The organism is Rhodanobacter panaciterrae (assembly GCF_014651895.1).
GTDB lineage: Bacteria > Pseudomonadota > Gammaproteobacteria > Xanthomonadales > Rhodanobacteraceae > Rhodanobacter > Rhodanobacter panaciterrae.
This window is the reverse complement of the sequence record NZ_BMXT01000001.1, coordinates 452573-471946: the sequence shown is the minus strand read 5'-3', so window position 1 is coordinate 471946 and position 19374 is coordinate 452573. Positions and strand designations below refer to the sequence as shown.

At 61.4% G+C, this 19374-nt stretch carries 14 protein-coding genes and 2 tRNA genes; 3 read left to right on the top strand and 13 right to left on the bottom strand.

Annotation, left to right across the window (positions count from 1 at the left end; translation table 11 throughout):
- The 3 genes from tssB to uvrB form a co-directional block, all read right to left on the bottom strand.
- Complete coding sequence (gene tssB / locus IE071_RS02105; RefSeq protein ID WP_189439523.1) at window positions 1-522, bottom strand: type VI secretion system contractile sheath small subunit; 522 nt, start codon at window positions 520-522, stop codon at window positions 1-3.
- 1064 nt (window positions 523-1586) lie between these two features.
- Window positions 1587-1661: transfer RNA gene (locus IE071_RS02100), tRNA-Val, on the bottom strand.
- A gap of 84 nt (window positions 1662-1745) precedes the next feature.
- Window positions 1746-3764 (bottom strand): excinuclease ABC subunit UvrB, encoded by a 2019-nt coding sequence (gene uvrB / locus IE071_RS02095; protein ID WP_189439522.1) that lies wholly within the window; start codon window positions 3762-3764, stop codon window positions 1746-1748.
- Between the two features lie 120 nt (window positions 3765-3884).
- On the opposite strand from uvrB, the gene IE071_RS02090 reads away from it, so the two are divergent.
- Window positions 3885-4478, top strand: a complete 594-nt coding sequence (locus IE071_RS02090) for a GspH/FimT family pseudopilin (RefSeq protein ID WP_189439521.1) — start codon at window positions 3885-3887, stop codon at window positions 4476-4478.
- A 61-nt stretch (window positions 4479-4539) separates the two neighbouring features.
- Here the strand turns inward: IE071_RS02090 and IE071_RS02085 are convergent.
- The 8 genes from IE071_RS02085 to grxD form a co-directional block, all read right to left on the bottom strand.
- Window positions 4540-4616 (bottom strand) — tRNA-Asn (locus IE071_RS02085).
- Between the two features lie 68 nt (window positions 4617-4684).
- Window positions 4685-6085, bottom strand: a complete 1401-nt coding sequence (gene ppnN / locus IE071_RS02080; RefSeq protein WP_189439520.1) for a nucleotide 5'-monophosphate nucleosidase PpnN — start codon at window positions 6083-6085, stop codon at window positions 4685-4687.
- 150 nt (window positions 6086-6235) lie between these two features.
- Window positions 6236-9604, bottom strand: a complete 3369-nt coding sequence (locus IE071_RS02075) for a TonB-dependent receptor (protein ID WP_189439519.1) — start codon at window positions 9602-9604, stop codon at window positions 6236-6238.
- A 316-nt stretch (window positions 9605-9920) separates the two neighbouring features.
- Window positions 9921-12383, bottom strand: coding sequence for a TonB-dependent receptor (locus IE071_RS02070; RefSeq protein ID WP_189439518.1), 2463 nt, complete (start codon window positions 12381-12383; stop codon window positions 9921-9923).
- 636 nt (window positions 12384-13019) lie between these two features.
- Window positions 13020-14735 (bottom strand): bifunctional ornithine lipid synthase OlsF, encoded by a 1716-nt coding sequence (olsF, locus tag IE071_RS02065; RefSeq protein ID WP_189439517.1) that lies wholly within the window; start codon window positions 14733-14735, stop codon window positions 13020-13022.
- Window positions 14736-14833: 98 nt separating this feature from the next.
- Complete coding sequence (locus tag IE071_RS02060) at window positions 14834-15433, bottom strand: YhgN family NAAT transporter (protein WP_189440851.1); 600 nt, start codon at window positions 15431-15433, stop codon at window positions 14834-14836.
- A 58-nt stretch (window positions 15434-15491) separates the two neighbouring features.
- Entirely contained in the window at window positions 15492-16262 is a 771-nt protein-coding gene (locus IE071_RS02055) for an SDR family NAD(P)-dependent oxidoreductase (RefSeq protein ID WP_189439516.1), read from the bottom strand.
- Window positions 16259-16582 (bottom strand): Grx4 family monothiol glutaredoxin, encoded by a 324-nt coding sequence (gene grxD, locus IE071_RS02050; RefSeq protein ID WP_189440850.1) that lies wholly within the window; start codon window positions 16580-16582, stop codon window positions 16259-16261. The genes IE071_RS02055 and grxD overlap by 4 nt, the downstream gene beginning before the upstream one ends.
- Window positions 16583-16695: 113 nt before the next feature.
- Between grxD and IE071_RS02045 the strand changes: the two genes are divergently transcribed.
- Window positions 16696-17274 carry a superoxide dismutase gene (locus IE071_RS02045; RefSeq protein WP_189439515.1) on the top strand — a complete coding sequence of 193 codons (579 nt, stop codon included), beginning with the start codon at window positions 16696-16698 and terminating at the stop codon, window positions 17272-17274.
- An 80-nt stretch (window positions 17275-17354) separates the two neighbouring features.
- On the opposite strand, the gene IE071_RS02040 is transcribed toward IE071_RS02045, so the two are convergent.
- Both IE071_RS02040 and purE read right to left on the bottom strand, forming a co-directional pair.
- A complete protein-coding gene (locus IE071_RS02040; RefSeq protein ID WP_189439514.1) occupies window positions 17355-18509 on the bottom strand; it encodes a 5-(carboxyamino)imidazole ribonucleotide synthase in 1155 nt (384 codons plus the stop codon).
- A complete protein-coding gene (purE, locus tag IE071_RS02035) occupies window positions 18506-19009 on the bottom strand; it encodes a 5-(carboxyamino)imidazole ribonucleotide mutase (protein WP_189439513.1) in 504 nt (167 codons plus the stop codon). The genes IE071_RS02040 and purE overlap by 4 nt, the downstream gene beginning before the upstream one ends.
- Before the next feature lie 66 nt (window positions 19010-19075).
- Between purE and IE071_RS02030 the strand changes: the two genes are divergently transcribed.
- Entirely contained in the window at window positions 19076-19348 is a 273-nt protein-coding gene (locus IE071_RS02030) for a Trm112 family protein (protein WP_189439512.1), read from the top strand.
- Window positions 19349-19374 lie beyond the last annotated feature (26 nt).

Sequence of the window (19374 nt, the reverse complement as noted above, 5' to 3'; positions counted from 1 at the left end):
TTACTCCCCGTCTTTGTTGGTGTCACCGGCAGGCTTGGGCGCCGATACCAGTGATTGCAGGAGTGCCGGGTCCTTGAGTGCTTTTGCGATAAGGCTTTCGGCACCGGCCTTGCCATCCATGTACGTATCGAGATTGGCTAGCTGAGTACGCGCTTCCAGCAACTTGGCCACTGCACCGACCTTCTTCGCCACGGCGGCAGGTGAGAAGTCATCCATGCTTTCGAAAGTGATATCGACGGCCAGATTCCCCTCACCGGTCAATGTATTTGGCACTGCAAATGTCACGCGCGGCTTCATCGACTGCAGACGACTATCGAAATTGTCGACATCGATTTCCAGCGCCTTGCGATCCTCGATCGGCGGCAGCTCGCCCGCATTGGCGCCGGAGAGATCCGACATCACACCCATCACGAAAGGCACCTGCACCTTCTTCTGCGCGCCATAAACTTCGATGTCATATTCGATCTGCACGCGCGGCGCACGATTGCGCGCGATGAATTTCTGACTACTTTGCTTGGCCATGCGATGTCTCCCAGTAAATGCACTTCCGGTTTTGGATGGAGCGGTCAGTTTCTGCGCGGTGTGGAATCCAGCATTTGTCGCGAGTAAGCAGGACATCAGAGCGACGACATCGGGGCGGCGCAAACATGCGACTCACCAAGTTCCGCCAATCAGCTGTAATACCCCGAGCTCTACCGTTACTGGTCCGCTGTTCAATACGGTTTGCGCGGGCCCAAAGCTGGCCGACGTCATCGTCGGCCAAATCCAGCATCTGGGGTCTGCGTAACACTAGAGCGTGCCGTGAGGGGATGGATACCCCTGAAATCAGGGGTTGATGTTCATACCCTTGGATGCTTTGCCATGCGGCAGCTGACTCGGCGCTCGGCGCATTTCGAGCGACCGTATGCGCAACAGGTCAAACCCGTCGTCGTCAGATGTGTTGGCAAGCGTGATCGTCCCCCTTCATTCCATGTGCTGGACAAGGCAAAAGGGCATCCGTATCTGCCCCATCCGGACCTCTACCACTTCACCGTCATGTTCATCCTGGCTACCGATGAACACGGTACCCACTCTTCATGGCGATAAAGTGTCTTGCAGCCTCTTCAATGCGAGGCGTCGTCAAGGACGTACTGCTCGTGAACGCAGCACCATGAAAGACGGAAGCCCCCCTACCCTCTTTTCCAACGACACGCCGGTAGTCCGGCGTGTGTCCACATCCTGAACAGGATCGGTTCACTTCTTAACGTACATCTGTCAACGGCAGTCTGCAAGCTGAATTTGCTACCACAAGTCTTTATGCGCCCGCCAGAAGGAATACGCATGATGGCTTGGCAAAAATGTGATGTACATCACTTTTTGATAAAAATCCATGCGACGAGGCTGCCGGTGACTGCTTGCCACGTTGCCCACAGGCTGGGGCGCCGAGCCACGGCCTGATACGACGACCGTGCGGTTCTGCCGGGATGACTGTCCGCACGATGCACAACAACAAAAAAGCCGCCCTTTACGGGCGGCTTTTTTGAACTCTCTGAGTACAGTTGCATCACGCATCAGGCGAAGCGATGCCTGAGACCACTGCAATAATTTGGTGGGCGGTACAAGGATCGAACTTGTGACCCCTTCCATGTCAAGGAAGTGCTCTACCGCTGAGCTAACTGCCCAATTCGCACCGGCTTGCCGAGCGAGCTGCGAATTATACGGGAGTAACGGACGCTCGACAATATCCCGGCCAGGCGGCTGCCAGCCTAACGCAACGCCTGTTCACGCAGCTGGTGGATCTGGTCGCGCAGCCGGGCGGCGTCCTCGAACTCCAGATTCTGCGCATGCTTGTACATCTGCGCTTCCAGCTTCTTGATCGCACCCGCAGCCTGTTGCGGGTTGAATCCTGCGTAATCGGCGGCCTGTTCAGCCACGGCGCGACTGCGCGAGGACTTGCTGCCGCGCCGGTTGCCCGCCTCGCTGCGCGCGCCCTCCATGATGTCGGCGATGCGCCGCACGATGGTGGTCGGCACGATGCCCTGCTGCTCGTTCCAGGCCAGCTGCTTCTCGCGGCGGCGCGCGGTCTCGTCCATGGCCGCCTGCATCGAGCGGGTGATCTGGTCGCCGTACAGGATCGCCTTGCCGCGCACGTTGCGGGCGGCACGGCCGATGGTCTGGATCAGCGAACCGGTGGAGCGCAGGAAACCCTCCTTGTCGGCATCGAGGATCGCCACCAGCGACACCTCGGGCATGTCCAGGCCCTCGCGCAGCAGGTTGATGCCGACCAGCACGTCGAACTCGCCCAGGCGCAGGTCGCGGATGATCTCGCTGCGTTCCACCGTCTCGATGTCCGAGTGCAGGTAGCGCACCTTCACATCGTGCTCGGCCAGGTATTCGGTGAGGTTTTCGGCCATGCGCTTGGTCAGCGTGGTGACCAGCACGCGATCGCCGATCGCCACGCGCTTGTGCACTTCGCTGAGCAGGTCATCGACCTGGGTACGCACCGGGCGCACTTCCACTTCCGGATCGACCAAGCCGGTCGGGCGCACCACCAATTCGGTCACCGCGTCACCAGACTTGTCCAGCTCGTACGCGCGCGGCGTGGCGGAGACATAGATCGCGCGCGGCACGCGCTGTTCCCATTCCTCGAAACGCAGCGGCCGGTTGTCCATCGCTGACGGCAGCCGGAAGCCGAATTCCACCAGGGTTTCCTTGCGCGAGCGGTCGCCTTTGTACATCGCGCCGAGCTGCGGCACGGTGACGTGCGATTCGTCCACCACAAGCAGGCCGTCGGACGGCAGGTAATCGAATAGCGTCGGTGGCGGCTCGCCCGGCTCGCGCCGGGTCAGATGGCGCGAATAGTTCTCGATGCCTTGGCAGTAACCGACCTCCGCCATCATCTCGATGTCGAAGCGCGTGCGCTGATCCAGCCGCTGCGCCTCGACCAGCTTGTTGTCCTTGTACAACTGCTCCAGTCGCTCCTTCAGCTCGACTTTGACCGTCTCGATCGCGTTCAGCACGCTCTCGCGGGTGCTGGCGTAATGTGTGCGTGGATAGACCGTATAGCGCTGCACCTTGCGGATCGTCTCGCCGGTGAGCGGATCGAACAGCGAAAGATTCTCCACCTCGCCATCGAACAGTTCGATGCGCAGCGCCTCGATTTCCGATTCGGCCGGGAACACGTCGATGATCTCGCCGCGCACGCGGTACATGCCGCGACGCAGCTCCATTTCATTCCGGGTGTACTGCAGCTCGGTCAGCTGGTGGATCAGCTTGCGCTGATCGATGCGCTCGCCCTTGGCCAGGATCAGCCGCAGCGACAGGTAGTCCTCTGGATTACCGAGGCCATAGATCGCCGACACGGTGGCCACGATGATCGAATCGCGGCGCGACAGCAGCGCCTTGGTCGCCGACAGCCGCATCTGCTCGATGTGTTCGTTGATCGAGGCGTCCTTCTCGATGAAGGTGTCCGACGCCACCACATAGGCTTCCGGCTGGTAGTAGTCGTAGTAGCTGACGAAGTACTCCACCGCGTTGTGCGGAAAGAACTCCTTGAACTCGCCGTACAGCTGCGCCGCCAGCGTCTTGTTCGGCGCCATCACGATGGTCGGCCGCTGTATCCGCTCGATCACGTTGGCGATGGTGTAGGTCTTGCCCGAGCCAGTCACGCCGAGCAGCGTCTGCGCGGCCAGACCAGCCTCGAAACCCTCGGACAGGCGCTGGATCGCCTGCGGCTGGTCGCCGGCGGGCTGATAAGGAGCAACGAGCTGGAAGCGGTCAGTCATCGGCTACAGATGTGGGCGCGGCAGCGCATTTTAAATTGGGACTGCTGACAGAACGCGTCAGCAGAGACCGACACTCGCACCACCGTCTGGCTACTGGATGGTTGGTAGCAGCGTCTTAGCATGAGCCTCCCGGACAACGCAGGACGCGACGTCGTGGCAGCCTCCCGGAACTTCAAGCTTGCTCTCCAGCAGCATGGCGTGACCCTGATCGAACAGATCATGGTACTCGCCATCATCGCAGCACTCACTGGCATGGCCATACCGCCCATGCGGAAGCTGCTGAGCCGCAACCAGCTACAGGTTGCTCAGACAGACTTCATCGCGGCACTCCAGCACACCCGCGCAACCGCAATCACCAGTGGCAAGCGCACGCTGTTCTGTCCGACCCGCGACGGTAACAGCTGCAGTAATGACATACGCTGGGACAGTGGCTGGCTGCTTGCTCACGACATCGATCGCAACAATCAACCGGACCACGGGCCGCTATATATCGGTCACGGCTATAACGACAAACTGATCATCCAGAGCAGCACCGGGCGGCACTTCGTGCGCTTCGGTCCCGACGGCAGTGCCAGCGGCAGCAATATCACCCTGCTGTTCTGTCAGCGCGCCAATCCGCAATACGCGCTCAGCGTGGTGGTCTCCAATTCTGGCCGCGTCCGCGGCGCCCCGGCCAGCGCAAGTCAGATCGCAGACTGCTCGCAAATGAACTGATCGGATATCACCTCCCACAAAAAGCAAAAAGCCGGCAGTTATGCCGGCTTTTCATCAAACGTGGCGCCCGAAGTTGGACTCGAACCAACGACCCCCTGATTAACAGTCAAGTGCTCTAACCAGCTGAGCTATTCGGGCGTGAGCTGCGTAGTTTGTCGAGAGCGCAGCGAGCTGTCAAGCCATCACAGGCAGATTTTTGCCCACAATCAGGTAGTCAATACCCGGTAGCACGGCACATACGCCGCGCCGCCGGGCAGCTTCATCCGGTGCTGCTGGACGAATGCCTGCAACAGCTTGTCCAGCGCACGCATGATGTCCGTGTCGCCGTCGATATCGAACGGGCCATGCTGCTCGATCGCCTGTACTCCCTCCTCTTTCACGTTGCCGGCAACGATGCCGGAGAAGGCCCGGCGCAGATCCGCCGCCAGCTCATGTCGCGGGCGATCGCGATGGATCTGCAATGCACGCATCGCCTCATGAGTGGGGCGGAACGGCAACTGGAACTCCAGCGGAATCTGCAGCGCCCAGTTGAAGAAGAACGCATCCTTGGTGTCCAGCCGGTTACGCCGCACCTTGTCGATGCCCTTGATCATCGCTCGCGCCACCGCCGCCGGATCATCCACGATGATCTGGTAGTGCTGCGCCACCTCGTCACCTAGGCTCAGGCGCAGGAAGCGGTCGATCTGCTCGAAGTAGGCGGCCGATTCGCGCGGCCCGGTGAAGATCAGCGGAAACGGCGTGCCGGCATTGTCCGGGTGCAGCAGGATGCCAAGCAGGTAAAGAATTTCCTCGGCCGTGCCGACACCGCCGGGGAATACCAGGATGCCGTGCCCCATGCGTACAAACGCCTCGAGCCGCTTCTCGATGTCCGGCATGATCACCAGATGATTGACGATCGGGTTCGGCGACTCGGCGGCAATGATGCCCGGCTCGGTGATGCCGATGTAGCGATTGTGCCGACGCCGTTGCTTGGCATGCGCGATAGTCGCGCCCTTCATCGGCCCCTTCATCGCACCCGGCCCGCAACCGGTGCAGATATCCAGCCCACGCAGACCCAGTTGATAGCCGACCAGCTTGGTGTATTCGTACTCCTCGCGCGAGATCGAATGGCCACCCCAGCAGACCACCAGGTTGGGATCGATGTGCGGTTTCAGAATGCGCGCATTGCGCAGGATCTCGAACACGCCCTGGGTCAGCCCGGCCGAGCCACCCAGGTCGACACCGATCTGTTCCAGCTGGGTCGACACGTAGACGATGTCGCGGACCACGGCCACCAGCAGCTCGTTGATACCGCGAATGATCTGGCCATCCACGAAGGCCTGTGCCGGTGCATGGCTGAGCTCGATCTTGATGCCACGATCCTGCTGCAATACCTGGATATCGAAATCCGGATACTGCTCGAGAATCGCCCGCGGATCGTCACTGATGCTGCCCGAGGTCAGCACCGCCAGCGCGCAACGGCGCAGCAAGGCATGCAGGCCCGAATCGCTGGCGCCACGCAAGCGCGCCACCTCGTTGCGGGAAAGAATATCCAGCCCACCGACCGGCGAAATGCGTGCGCTTACGGTGGCCGACTTGCCGGCTTGGCCGGCGTGTGTGTCATTCATGCATCCATCTCCTGGCCGCAATCCCGCGGCAATACGTCCGCGCACAGCTGCAGCAGACCGCTTAGCTTCCTGCGTCTGACACGGCCGGTCAACCCAATAAAAAGCCGGCACCCTTGCAGGTGCCGGCCGTGTTTTCAAATAACTGCTTGCTTAGAAGGTATAGCGCACGGTTGCCAGGATCGACCAACGCTGGGTCGGGCCATTCAACTCGTCAGCACGCGGCAGCGGCAGCGGGCTGTAGTTGCCATTGGCATCCTTGTAGGCCGCCTTGCTGATGTCGTAGATGTACTTGCCATTGGCATCGACACCGGCGAAATCGGCGAGGTTACGTACCAGCGGGAAGCTGGCGCGGTGATCGACACCCCACTTCTTGTTGAGCATGTTGCCGAGATTGTAGACATCCAGGCGGAGCATGCCCTTGTTGCCCTTGAACAGGCCCGGAATTTCCTGAGTGAAGCTCAGGTCGACCTGATTGATCCAGGCAGCGCGGGCGCCATTGCGGCTGGCGATTTGGCCCTTGTGATCCTTCAGATACTTGTCGCTGTCGATGTACTGCCAGAACGAGTCCTGCTGCGCCTGCGTGGTGCCCGGTGCGAAGCTGATATCACCCTTGTTTGGGATGTAGGCCAGGTCGGAGACAAAACCGTCACCGTTGGCGTCGTTACCGAAGCGCCAGCTGTACGGGGTACCCGAATGGCCGTCATAGAACACGGTGGCGCTCGTGGCGTAGTCACCAAAGAAGCGATGCTGCCAGGTCAGCGAGGCGATCACGCGCTTCGGAATCGAGTAGCTGGAGGTGCTCGCCTTGTTCTCGTTCGGGTTCACCCAGACGTTGTTGCTGTAGCTGGAACGGGCCACGCTTGAAGTACCGGGGTTCACTTCCGTTGCGCGACTCCAGGTGAAGCCGGCCATAGCGGACCACTCGTCCGCGAACGGCTTCTTCAGCGCGAGGCTGAGGCTGTCGGCGCTGCCCTTGTCGCTGTTGGCCAGGTTGATCACCGCATCACCAAATGACGGGTTGGCATAGTAGCGGGCAGTGTTGGACTGCGTCTTGCCACCCACCAAAATCGGCGCGCCCGTAGTCGGATCAATCAGCACCGAACCGCTGTTCTTGTCCTTGTAATAGGTGAGGCGACCGTCCGGCAGCACGCCGGTGGATGCACCGATATTGAGGTTCTGGTACCAGATCGCATTACGGTTCTTGATGTGCTCGTAGTCGGCACTGAACACCACGCCCCACCACGGCAGCTCGCGGTCAAAGCCGAGCGACATCTTCCACACGCTCGGGATCGCGAAATTGTCGCTGACCGTACTGACCGCCATCTGCGCGCCGCTGGCTCCTGGAATCGCTGCCGAACCGCCATTCTGCCCATTTGGATCGGCGCTGAACGGCGGCAGGACGTTGCCACCCTTGTTGTTGCAGACACTCTGCGACGGACCGCAGTTGTACTGCACCTGGGTCACACCTGAGTTCTGGTAGATGTTGCCCAACCACACGCTCGGCGGATTGGAAATGAACAGACCCGCGCCACCGCGCAGCTGCGTCATGCGCTCAGTGTCGAAGGTGTAGTTGAACGACGCGCGCGGCTGCACCTGGCGATTGCCGTTGATGGTGCTGGTGTTGGTGTGGCCAAAACCGCCCTTGGGCGATACGCAATTGGCAGCGACAACCGCCTGCCCTGGCGCAGCGGCATAGCAGGGGTTGTACAGCGGCCGGTCGCCGGTCAACGGAATATCGACGCGGAAACCGTACTGCACAGACAGATTGGAGTTCACCTGCCAAGTGTCCTGCAGGAATATGCCGTATTCCTTCAGCTCGAAGTTGGCAGCGACGTCATTCAGACCCAGCCCTGCAGCCGGCGCGTTATAGCGATACTGGTAATAGTTGCCAGCTTTGAAATCGGCGAGCGTATTGAACTGGTAGCTGCCAAATGCGTTCTGCAGGAAGAGGTTGTAGTACTGGCCGCGCTGGAAATCGAAGCCACCCTTGACCGTGTGCTCGCCCAGATAGAGCGTGCCAGCCCATGCCGCATTCAACGTCTTCACGTGCAGAATGTTGGCCTGGCTGGAGTACTCGGTACCGAACTCCACACCCGGCGAGCTGCTGGTGCTGGTGCAGCCGCTGGTGCCGTTCACGCACACCGAGACATCCGGCTGGGCGACGCCGTTGTACGGGCCACGGTTCTGCTGGAAGTCGGCGTAGGAAACGGTGGTGTCGGTGGAGAAGATATCCGACCAGTCATCGTAGAAGTGCAGTGCGTAGCTCTTGTTGTCGACGTTGGTCTTGTACCAGCCGCTGGACAACACCAAGATGTTGTTGTTGCCGGTGATGATCGGCTTGGTTTCCTTGGTCTGGCTGTAGGTGAAGCTGGCGCGGTGATTGTTGGTGATGTTCCAGTCGATCTTGCCCAGATAACGCTTGTCCTGCAGATCGGAGTTGCCACCGCTGAGGCCGCCGACATCGAAACCCTTGGCCTTGGCCGCGGCGGTGATGTCGTCGACATTCTGCTGGGTCAGGCCACGCACTTCGGTGGCCGCGCCGGAGCCTTGCACGCCATACTGAGAGGACGGGCCAATCTGCTTGCTCTTCTCGTACGAAGCAAAGAAGAACAGCTTGTCCTTGATGATCGGGCCACCAACGGTAGCGCCGGCAGTCCAGGTGCGACGGAAGCCGCCGTACGGCTTGTCGTTGTAGTCGGCGATCATGTCGCTACGATTCTGGAACGCGTAGTACGCCGAACCGTGGAAATCGTTGGTGCCGCTCTTGGTTACCGCATTGACGATCGCACCGACGCCGCGACGCGTGGCCACGTCGTAGTTGGCGGTGGAGATGTTGTATTCCTGGATCGTGTCCTGCGAAATCGGCGTGCCCAGCGTGGGCAAGCCATTCGCATTCAGGCCAAACGGGTCGTTGGCGCTGACCGAGTCCACCGTGATGTTGTTGTAGCGGCTGTTCTGGCCGATCGCGGAAATCTCGCCACGGTCGCGATCGGAGATCACGATGCGCGGGTCGAGACGCACGATGTTCTGGATGGAGCGACCCGGGGTCGGGGTTGCCTCGATTTCCCGCTGCGAGACGTTGGTCGAGATGCCCTTGTTGTCCGACGAGAAGGTCTGCGCCAAGGCATTGGCCGACACCGTCACGCCGGAAAGATTCTGAACATTCTTCGCCTGCTCCGCGCCCATGGTCAGATTGACCGGCGTCTCCTGAGCCAGCTGCAGGTAGACATTGTTCTGCACGGCCTGAGCTTGTCCCGCCTTGGAGACGGTGACGTCGAATGGGCCGCCGACGCGCAGACCCTGCGCCGAATAGCGGCCGTCTGCACCCGTGGTGGTGATCTTGGTGGTACCCGACGGCTCATGCACGATCTGCACGGTGGCGCCGGCAACCGGCTGACCACTGGCATCCAGCACGCGGCCGGAGATCGCGGACGAGGTGTCCTGCGCCATGGCAGGCGAAGCAGCAAGCAGCGTGGCGATCGCCAGCGGCAACAGTTTCGTGCGAATAGTGCTTTTCATCGAACATCAACCCCATGGTGGTTCGCAATAAATGACGAGCCAGGGCAACAAAAAAGACACCTCGCCCACCGGACCATTCCGTAGGGCAATGATTTTTAAATTGTTTTTCCCTGACGAGACTGACCGCAGCCAAGCTATCTGGCACATCGGACCCGGCTAAAGTTACGCGCAGCATATTACAGTTTCGTAACTTCTAACCATATTCGAAAGTTTTTGCTATCTGGTCAAGGGGTTGTGACGGCCGCAAAAAAGCCGGCACCCGAAGGTGCCGGCTGGATGAACCACGCAGTCGCTGCCGTGGTGTGTATCTTCGCTTTTAGAAGAACGAGGCGCCGAAGGTCAGCATGAACGTACGGCCCTGCAGCAGCGAATAGTACGGCTGGGAAGCAAACAGGGTCACGCCGTTCTGGTCCTTGATCTTGGTCGGGTTGGCTGCGAGGAACGCACTGATGTTGTTGGCATTGGTGAGCGCCTGGCGATCCGCAAGGTTGAACATGTTGAGCTTGATGTATGGCTTGCGGAACCACGCCGAGAAGTCCTCGAACTTCCAGCCTGCACTGAGGTTGAGCGTGGTGTAGCCACCCGCCCTCTGCGTGTTGGACCAGTCACCCCAGATCGCGCTGCGGTACTTCGCGTCCAGGCTCGCCCAGAACGGCCCCTGGTCGTAACCCACACGTACGTAGCCGATGTTTTTCGGCGTATTCAGCAGGGTCTTGCCGGTGGTGCTGTAGATGCCGTCGCCCAGGCTGTTGAGATTCGCCTCGAGCGTGGACTTGGTGTACGCGTAGGAGCCGTATACCGTCCAGTTCGACGTGATCTTGTAGCTGGCCTCGGTATTAAGGCCGCGCATGTGCACCTTGGGCAGTGACAGGTAGACCGTGGCGAAGGTCGTTTCGTCGAACCCGGAAATCTGCTTGTTGTTGAGGTTGGACGCGTAGGCATCGACGTTGGCCGAGAACGTGTCGTTGTAGAAACGCCAGCCCAGGTCAGCCGTGGTTGCCGTTTCCGGCTTGTTGATAAAGGAGCTCAACGGCACGGTCTGGGTGGGGAAATAGGCCGCCGCCGCGTTTTGCAGGACAGCACCGTTGATCGGCGCACGGAATGTCTTGCCCATGCCGAAATAGAACTGGTTCTGCTCGTTCAGCTGATACTTGACGCCGGCCGTCGGACTCCAGTCGTGAAACGTCTGGCTGAAGTCGGCTACGCCGTACTGTTTGTAGCCGGGACGCACCGAACCTGGGTACTGATAATCAAAACCGCTACGCTGAACCCACAGATAGGAAGCGCCCGCCGTAATGGTCCACTGGTCATTCGGCGTCCAGGTATCCGTGGCGAATGCCTTGCGGGTTTCGGTAGCCGTGTACTCGTTGTAGGCCTTCTGTGCCGCACCACTCTGATAGCGGATCAGGTCGGTATTTCCCCAGTTGTCGGAGGGAACGCCTGTCGTCGGATTAACCGGGGTGAACGACTGACTCTGCTCCTGACGTGGACGCTCATACCATAGACCGTACTCGAGGCTGTTGTTCTCGCCGAAGTCCTGGTTCAGCTTGGCGACGACACCGGGGCGCATGGTGTAGGTATTGCTGATCGAATACGCCAGCGCCTTGTTGGTCTTGCCACCAACCACGCCGTTGCCGTTGAGATCCTGGTTGGTGTACTGGTACCAGTTGTAGTTGCTCGTGGACGTCGATTCGGTGAAGACCGAGCCGCCACCGCCGCCGCCGTTGCCGTACTGGATGTATGGCACCACCGACAGATGCAGGTTGTCGCTCAGCTTGAACTCGCCATCCATGCTGACCAGCCAGCTGCGGAACGGATTGGTGTGCAGCAAGTAGAAATTGGTATCGGTGGGCGTCAGCAGGGTCGCGTCATAGCTCTGGTCGTAGTTCTTCTGTACCTGCGCCTTGGTCAAACTCTGGTAGGAGTAGTTGAACTGGCGGTTGTACTGGAACGAGGCCGAGACCGAGTTGTTGTCGTCGATGGTCCACAGCGTCTTGCCGTCCACCTTGGTCACTTTCTGCTGACCCGGACCACGCCACAGGTCGGCCGTGTTGTCGGAGTAGGACAGCCACGAACGTACCGGGCCGGTATCGCCGGTATTCAGACGCAGGAAGGTGCGGCGGTAGTCGTTGCTGCCAAAGGTCTGGCGCACGTCCACGCCGGCCGTATGCGAGGGATCGATGGTGGCCCAGGCAATCGAGCCGCCGGCCGCGCCGCCGATCGGCGTGTCCACATCCGGATAGCCTTGCAGCACGGTGATGTCGCCATAGTTCTCGGCGTCGCCATACTCGGTCGCATAGACCTTGTAATTGCCGCTGTCGTTGATCGGCGCGCCATTGACGGTGGTACCGATCTCGTCGCTGGTGAAGCCGCGGATGCTGTAGTTGCCGTTGGCCAGGCCGGTAAAGTCGTCAGTGGACGCATTGACGCCCGGAATGCTGTCGACCATCTGCACGAACGTGGCGCCAGGCGCCGCCTTGACGATCGCGTCGCGGGTGATCGTGGAAACCGCCTTGGGCGCGGTCTGCACCGACATCAGGCCGCCACCCAGCGACAGCGACTGCGCCTGCACCTGGATCGCGCCCAATTGCTGCACACGCTTGGTGTCGTTCGAGGTGGTCGTGTTGGAGGTGCTCGACGCACTGGCTCGCTGTGCGGGCTTGGTCGTGGCAGCCTGATCAGTATTTGTTTGATCCGGAGTGCTGCTCTGCGCCAGTGCCAGCGAAGACACCATGCCGAAAACCAGCGCAATGGATACAGATAGATAGGTTCGTTTCATGGTGGATTCCATCTCGCAAGTTCAAACAATTGAATGACCGGCTCAGTGCCGATCGCATAGCGGCCTTTCCCTGGCCATCCGGGTCACCGAACACTCTCAACCAGCCATCCAGCCGGAGCGTGGAACTCCGATAGCCGTCGGTGTTCCAAAGTGATCCCGATTAATTAGCTAACGGGTTATTTCGCAAAAGCCAAAATCGCAATTTCTTGACGTAAATACTGCGTTTAAGCGAAAGAAAAAACGTAAACGCCGAGCACAAAAAAACCCAACGTGCGAGTTGGGTGAAAATGATGCGTCGATTTCGAAATTATTTACGACTATTCCGTGCAAGCACGGGTGACATGCCGTTGGTAGCCCCTGTCATCTTCCCGGATTTACCTTACAACAATTTTACAACAATTCCAGCCGTTGCCAATTAATTGATTAATTGGCCATGTAATTCCTCCTGGAACCCACGCGCGGGCGTGGCAAGACCGACATTCGCCACCCTTCCCCGCGCCAACGCTACTCAAGACGGTTTCCCGCAGACGGCATCACCTCACTGGTGACACTTGCTTGTCTCGCTCCTGTCCACCAGCCCTCCTGCGACAAGGGCACCCACCCAGCGACTCTGTCGCAGAGTGAACGCTTTGGCGATCAGGTAACCTGCTTGCCGAGATAACGTGCGCGCTTGGCTGGCTTGAGCGAGGCAAGATCCAGCATCACCAGGCCATCCACACAGCCGGAAAAATCCGGATCTTCCCCGAAGTCGAGGAACTGCACGCCGTCGGGTTCGACCAGATCGACATACTGGCGATACAGCACCGGCAGGCTGACACCCAGTGCATCCAGGTGATGTTTCAGCTTACCGAGGCCGGCAGACGCATCCAGACCTTCCAGTGCCGCGCGCACGCTATGCACGATTTCAGGCGAGACGACGAACGGCTGTCGTGCAGCGGCCAAGCCCGGCGCACCGAAATAGTACTGATGTGCGGCAGCGATCCACTCCCGTGCCTCGCGTGGCAGGCTGACCGACATGCTGACCGGGCCGAACACATAATGCAGCTCCGGATGCCGCTGCAGATACAGGCCGATGCCCTGCCACAGCTGATCGAGTGCGCGCGAACGCCAGTACGCTGGCGCCACGAAACTGCGCCCCAGCTCCATGCCCTGTGCCAGCCGCGATTCCAGCGCCGGTGAATAGCTGAACAGGCTGGAGGTATACAGCCCGGCCATGCCGCGTTCGGCAATCAGCCGGCCGCCGTGCCCGAAACGATAGGAACCGACGATGCGCAGCGCCTGCGGATCCCACAGCACCAGGTGTTCGTAATGAGGGTCATAGGCGTCCAGGTCGCGCCGCGCGCCGGTGCCCTCGCCGACCTTGCGGAAGGTCAACTCGCGCAACCGACCGATTTCACGCATCACCGCGCTGTCGAGCGCGCCCTTGAACAACCACGCCTGCTTGCCGTCGCTGAGGTCCGCCAGTTTTTCGGATCGGATCAGTTCCGCCGCTACCTGTTCGGCCGGTTCCGGCAGCGCCAGCGGCGCCTGCCCACCAAAGATCAGGCCACGATGCTGGCCGATCCGATACACATGCCGGCGCATCAGCTTGGTGGCCTGTTTCGGCGAGCCACCGCTGCGCTGCTTGAGTTCCTCGGCGCTGACCAAGGCACCGATGCTGAAACCGATCCGCCGCCTGCCCGGCGCCACCGCCTCGCGTGGCAGCATCGCCGTGCTCAGCGGCTTGGCCAGCATCGACAGGCCGTAGAACATCGCCGAATTGCGCGCGGCGACATGGATCGGCAACACCGGCGCCTTGCTGCGCAACGACAGCCGCGCAAACCCATCCGACCACTGACCATCGCGCACGCCACCTGCACGCACACGTGAGACCTCGCCAGCGGGAAACACGATCAGCGCCTCGCCGTTGTCCAGTGCGCGGTAAATGCCGCGCAGGCGCGATGCGGCGCCCTTGCCAAACACATCCACCGGCAACATCAGCTTGCTCAGCTGCGGAATCACGGCCAGCCAGTCGTTGCCGAGAAAACGTACGTCGCGGCGCACCGAGCCGATCAGCTGCAGCAAGGCCAGTGCGTCCTGCATGCCGAGCGGGTGATTGGCCACCACCAGCAATGGGCCATCGACCGGGATGTGTTCGCGTTCGCGCGGATTGAGCTGATAGCTGGTGCCGAGGATGTCCAGCACGCGCTCGACAAAATCAAAACCTTCAGCGGCACCGACTTGCTTCAATACGTGGTTGAAGCCGTCTTCGTCGGCCAACCGTCCGAGCACCCCCGCCATCGGTCGGCGGATGCGCGGATACTGCGCCAGCCATGGCAGGCGCTCGGTAAGGGATTGTTCGATGCTCAGCATGTCTGCGCCCTCGGATTTCCCCCATCCTGCCGGTCGATTATGACAGCTGGGCCATCACCCGATGAACTACAGGCGGCAGATCCGACGGCGCCGTTGTTTCAAACGTTCAGGTGCAGGAACGACGCCACGCCCGCCATGAACATCTGCACCGAAAGCGCAATCAACAACATGCCCATCACGCGTTCCAGCGCCGTCAGCACACTTTCGCCGAACCAGCGGAACAGATAGGTCGCGCTGAGCAGGATCAACGAGGTGGCCAGCCATGCCAGCAACAACGCAATCGTCCAGTCGGCCGTGCGGCCGGGCTGGGTATTGGTCAACAGCAGCAATGCAGCCATCGCCGAGGGGCCGGCCACGCCGGGAATCGCCATCGGCACAATGAATGGCTCGCCCTGCCCGGGCTTGCCGAAGATGCCGCCGCCGTCGGCCGGCGGAAACACCATGCGAATACCGATCAGGAACAGCACGATGCCACCAGCGATGCTGATCGAATCCGGCTTCAGCTGCAGCAGCTTGAGGATGTGTTGGCCGCCGAACAGGAACGCCAGCAACACGCCCAGCGCAATCAGCAATTCGCGCACCATCACCCGGCGCCGGCGCTTCGGCGGCACATCCTTGAGCAGGCTCAGGAAGAACGGAATATTGCCCAGCGGATCCATGATCAGAAACAACATGATTCCCGCCGACAACGTGGTCATCTGCGTTTCCATCTCAACTCCATTCTGGTGAGGCGATCACGGCACCAAGTGCCGCTGTTCAGTCGACCCGCAGATCCAGTACCGCACCACGTGCCGCCGCACCCTGTGCGCTGAGCAGGTAGATCGCCGCGGCCGCGGCGGCATCCGGCAACGCACGCTGCATGATGTCTTCGCCGAAGTACGCCTGTTGCCGAAGCGACGTGCGCATCGGTGCCGGCAGCATCGCATGAACACGCAACGCACTGTGGTCGGTTTCCCCGTGCAGGATTGCCACGAAGCGTTCCAATGCAGCTTTCGACACGCCGTAACCACCCCAGTGTGCACGCTGCAGCAACTCGGGATTGTCCAGCACGAACACCGCCGCGCTGTCGCTGGCCTGGGTCAGCAACGGCAGGCAGGCCTGGGTCAGCGCGAATGGCGCATTCACGTTGACGTGCATCGCGCGCAACCAGGCGTCGGGCTTGTGCATGGTGATCGGCGTCAGCCCGGAGAAACTGACGGCGGCATGCACGATGCCGTCGAGCCGGCCGAAATCGCGCTCCAGCCCTTCGGCCAGTGCGGCGTATTCGCGCGGCGTCGCCACCTCCATATCCAGGGGATGGATCACCGGCTCGGCCAGGCCTTCGGCGCGTATCGCGTCGTACAACTGTTCCAGCTGGCGTTTGCGCTTGCCGGTGATCACCACCGTGGCGCCCGCGCGTGAGGCCGCACGTGCCACCGCGCCACCGAGTCCGCCATACGCGCCAGTCACCAGCACCACGCGATCAGCCAGGGTATCGGCAGCCGGCGACCAGCCGTCCGGCAACCGGGAAACCGGCAACGTCGTCAAGACGCCGCTCCGGCGACGTCGCTGGCCATGCGGGACAGCTCACCGGCGGATTTCAGATCCTCGATGATGTCGCAACCACCGATCAGCTCACCCTGGATGAACAGCTGCGGGAACGTTGGCCAGTTCGCGAAATGTGGCAACGCGGCGCGTATCTGCGGATCGGCCAGCACATTCACCGTGTGGAACACGGCACCGGCTTCCGACAAGGCTTGGGCAGCACGACTGGAGAAACCGCACATCGGAAATTCCGGCGTGCCCTTCATGAAAAGCACGATGGGATGTTCGGTCAGGATCGCCCTGATTCGCTCGTTGATGTCCATAGTTCGGTGTTTCATCTTTACAATGCAGGCAGACCGATATTGTATCAGTCACCCGTCGGCTGCCGTCCGCTGCGCCGGCCTACCTCCCCCAGCTACCGCTAAGGAGCCTCATCATGGCGATCGAACTTCCCCCGCTTCCGTACGAAAAGAACGCACTGGAACCGCATATTTCCGCTGAAACGCTGGAGTTTCACTACGGCAAGCACCACCAGGCCTACGTGACGAACCTCAACAAGCTGATCGAAGGCACCGAGTTTGCGGGCGCCACGCTGGAAGACATCATCAAGAAGTCCTCCGGCGGCGTATTCAACAATGCCGCGCAGATCTGGAACCACACGTTCTACTGGAACTCGATGAGCCCGAAAGGCGGCGGCGAGCCCAGCGGCAAGCTGGCCGATGCGATCACCAAGGCGTTCGGCTCGTTCGACAAGTTCAAGGACGAGTTCAGCAAATCCGCCGCCGGCAACTTCGGCTCGGGCTGGACCTGGCTGGTGCAGCGTCCGGACGGCTCGCTCGGCATCGTCAACACCTCGAACGCGGCTACCCCGATCACCGGCAGCGACAAGCCGCTGTTCACCACGGACGTGTGGGAACACGCGTATTACATCGACTACCGCAACGCCCGCCCGAAGTATGTGGAAGCGTTCTGGAATCTGGTGAACTGGGACTTCGCGGCCAGCAACCTGGGCTGATTCATTTGGCCTGATCCACTGGCGCTGAAACAAAAACGGAGCCTCGCGGCTCCGTTTTTTGTGGCTGGATTCGAGCCCGCTCAGTCCAACGCCTGCAGCACCGGCGCAACTTGCGCCTTGCGCCCGAGTGCCCCGGCAATCCCGGCCAGTCGTGCCGCCAGCTGACCGGCGTCCGGCGCACACACGGTAGCGTGGCCCACCTTGCGGCCCGGCCGTGCCTGCTTGCCGTAGTCGTGCCAGTGCGCGTCGACCGCCTGCAGCACCGGTGCCGCATCGGGCAGATCGCCGATCCAGTTGAACATCGCCGAGAGGCCACGCGCGTCGGTATCGCCCAGCGGCAGGCCCAGCACCGCACGCACATGGTTCTCGAACTGGCTGGTGTGCGCACCCTCGATGGTCCAGTGACCGGAGTTGTGCACCCGCGGCGCCATCTCGTTGCCGAGCAGTTGGCCGTCCTTCACGAACAACTCCAGCGCGAACACGCCCACGTAGTCCAGCCGTTCGGCCAAGGTGCGGGCAAGCGCGGTGGCGCGCTGCTGCAACTGTTCGATATCCGGCGCCGGCGCCAAACTCATCGCCAACACGCCATCGGTGTGCCAGTTGCGGGTCAGTGGCCAGGTGCGGAAATCGCCATTGCGACCACGCACGGCGAGCACCGACAACTCGCGTTCGAACGGCACGAACGCTTCCAGGATCAAGCCATGCTTCGATGCCTGCGCACCGAGCGCGGCCCATGCGACATCTGCATCAGCGGATTCGCGAAGGCGGAACTGGCCCTTGCCGTCATAGCCGAGTCGGCGAGTTTTCAGGATTGCCGGCGCACCCACCGCGGCCAGTGCCTGATCCAGTTGCTCGCGCGTGTCTACCGTCATGAAGGCCGGTGTCGGCAGGCCGCACTCGCGAAACAGGGTTTTCTCGGCCAGTCGATCCTGCGCTACCGCCAGCGCCTGCGGCGCGGGGAATACCGCCACGCGTTCGGCCAGCCAGTGCGCCGTCTCGGCCGGCACGTTCTCGAAATCGAAGGTGACCACGTCGACTTGCGCGGCAAACGCCTCCAGCGCGGCGTAATCGGTCCAGTCGGCCACCACCAAGGGTGCGACTTGGCCAGCACAGGCGTCGGCGGCGCTGTCCACCACCAGCGTCTTCGCGCCCAGCGGTGCCGCCGCCAGCGCCAGCATGCGCGCCAACTGGCCGCCACCGAGAATGCCCAGTACGGACTGCCGCCTCTCGCTCATTGACGCGGATCCGGCTGCTCGAGCACGGCCTGCGTCTGCCGCGTCCGCCAGTTGTCCAGTGCGCTGGCCAGCGCCGGATCGTGCAGCGCCAGCACCGCCGCGGCCAGCAGGCCGGCGTTCACCGCGCCGGCACGGCCGATCGCCAGGGTGCCGACCGGAATGCCGGCCGGCATCTGCGCGATCGACAGCAGCGAGTCCATCCCGTTCAGCGCCTTCGACTGCACCGGGACGCCGAATACCGGCAGACGGGTCTTGGCCGCCAGCATGCCGGGCAGATGCGCGGCGCCGCCGGCACCGGCGATGATCACCTGGATGCCCCGCGCCGGAGCCTGTTCGGCGTAGCTGAACAGCAGATCCGGCGTGCGGTGCGCGGACACCACTCGAACCTCATGCGGCACGCCCAGCTCGGTCAAGACGTTGGCCGTGTGCTGCATGGTTTCCCAGTCCGAACGCGAACCCATTACCACGCCAACGCGCAGCGGCTTGGTTGTTCCTGTCATGGCCGGACCGTCCAAAAACGGCTATTGTACGGGCTTTCCAAGCCTCGGCACACCTGCAGAACCACCATGGACAAGCGCCTACTCGACATCCTGTGCTGCCCGGTCAGCAAAACGCCGGTGCGCCCGCTGAGCAAGCATGAGCTCGATGCGCTGAATGACGCGATCGCGGCCGGCAAGGTCGATTCCGTCGCCGGGGTGGCCGTACGCGAGCGGATCGCCGAAGCCCTGATCACCACCGACCGCAAGGTGATCTACCGCGTCGAGGACGGCATTCCGGTGATGTTGCCGGAGGAAGGCATCGGCACCGTGCAATTGACCGGCTTCCCAGCGAATTCGTAAAGTTTTGCGGGCAAGGGCTGCTTGTG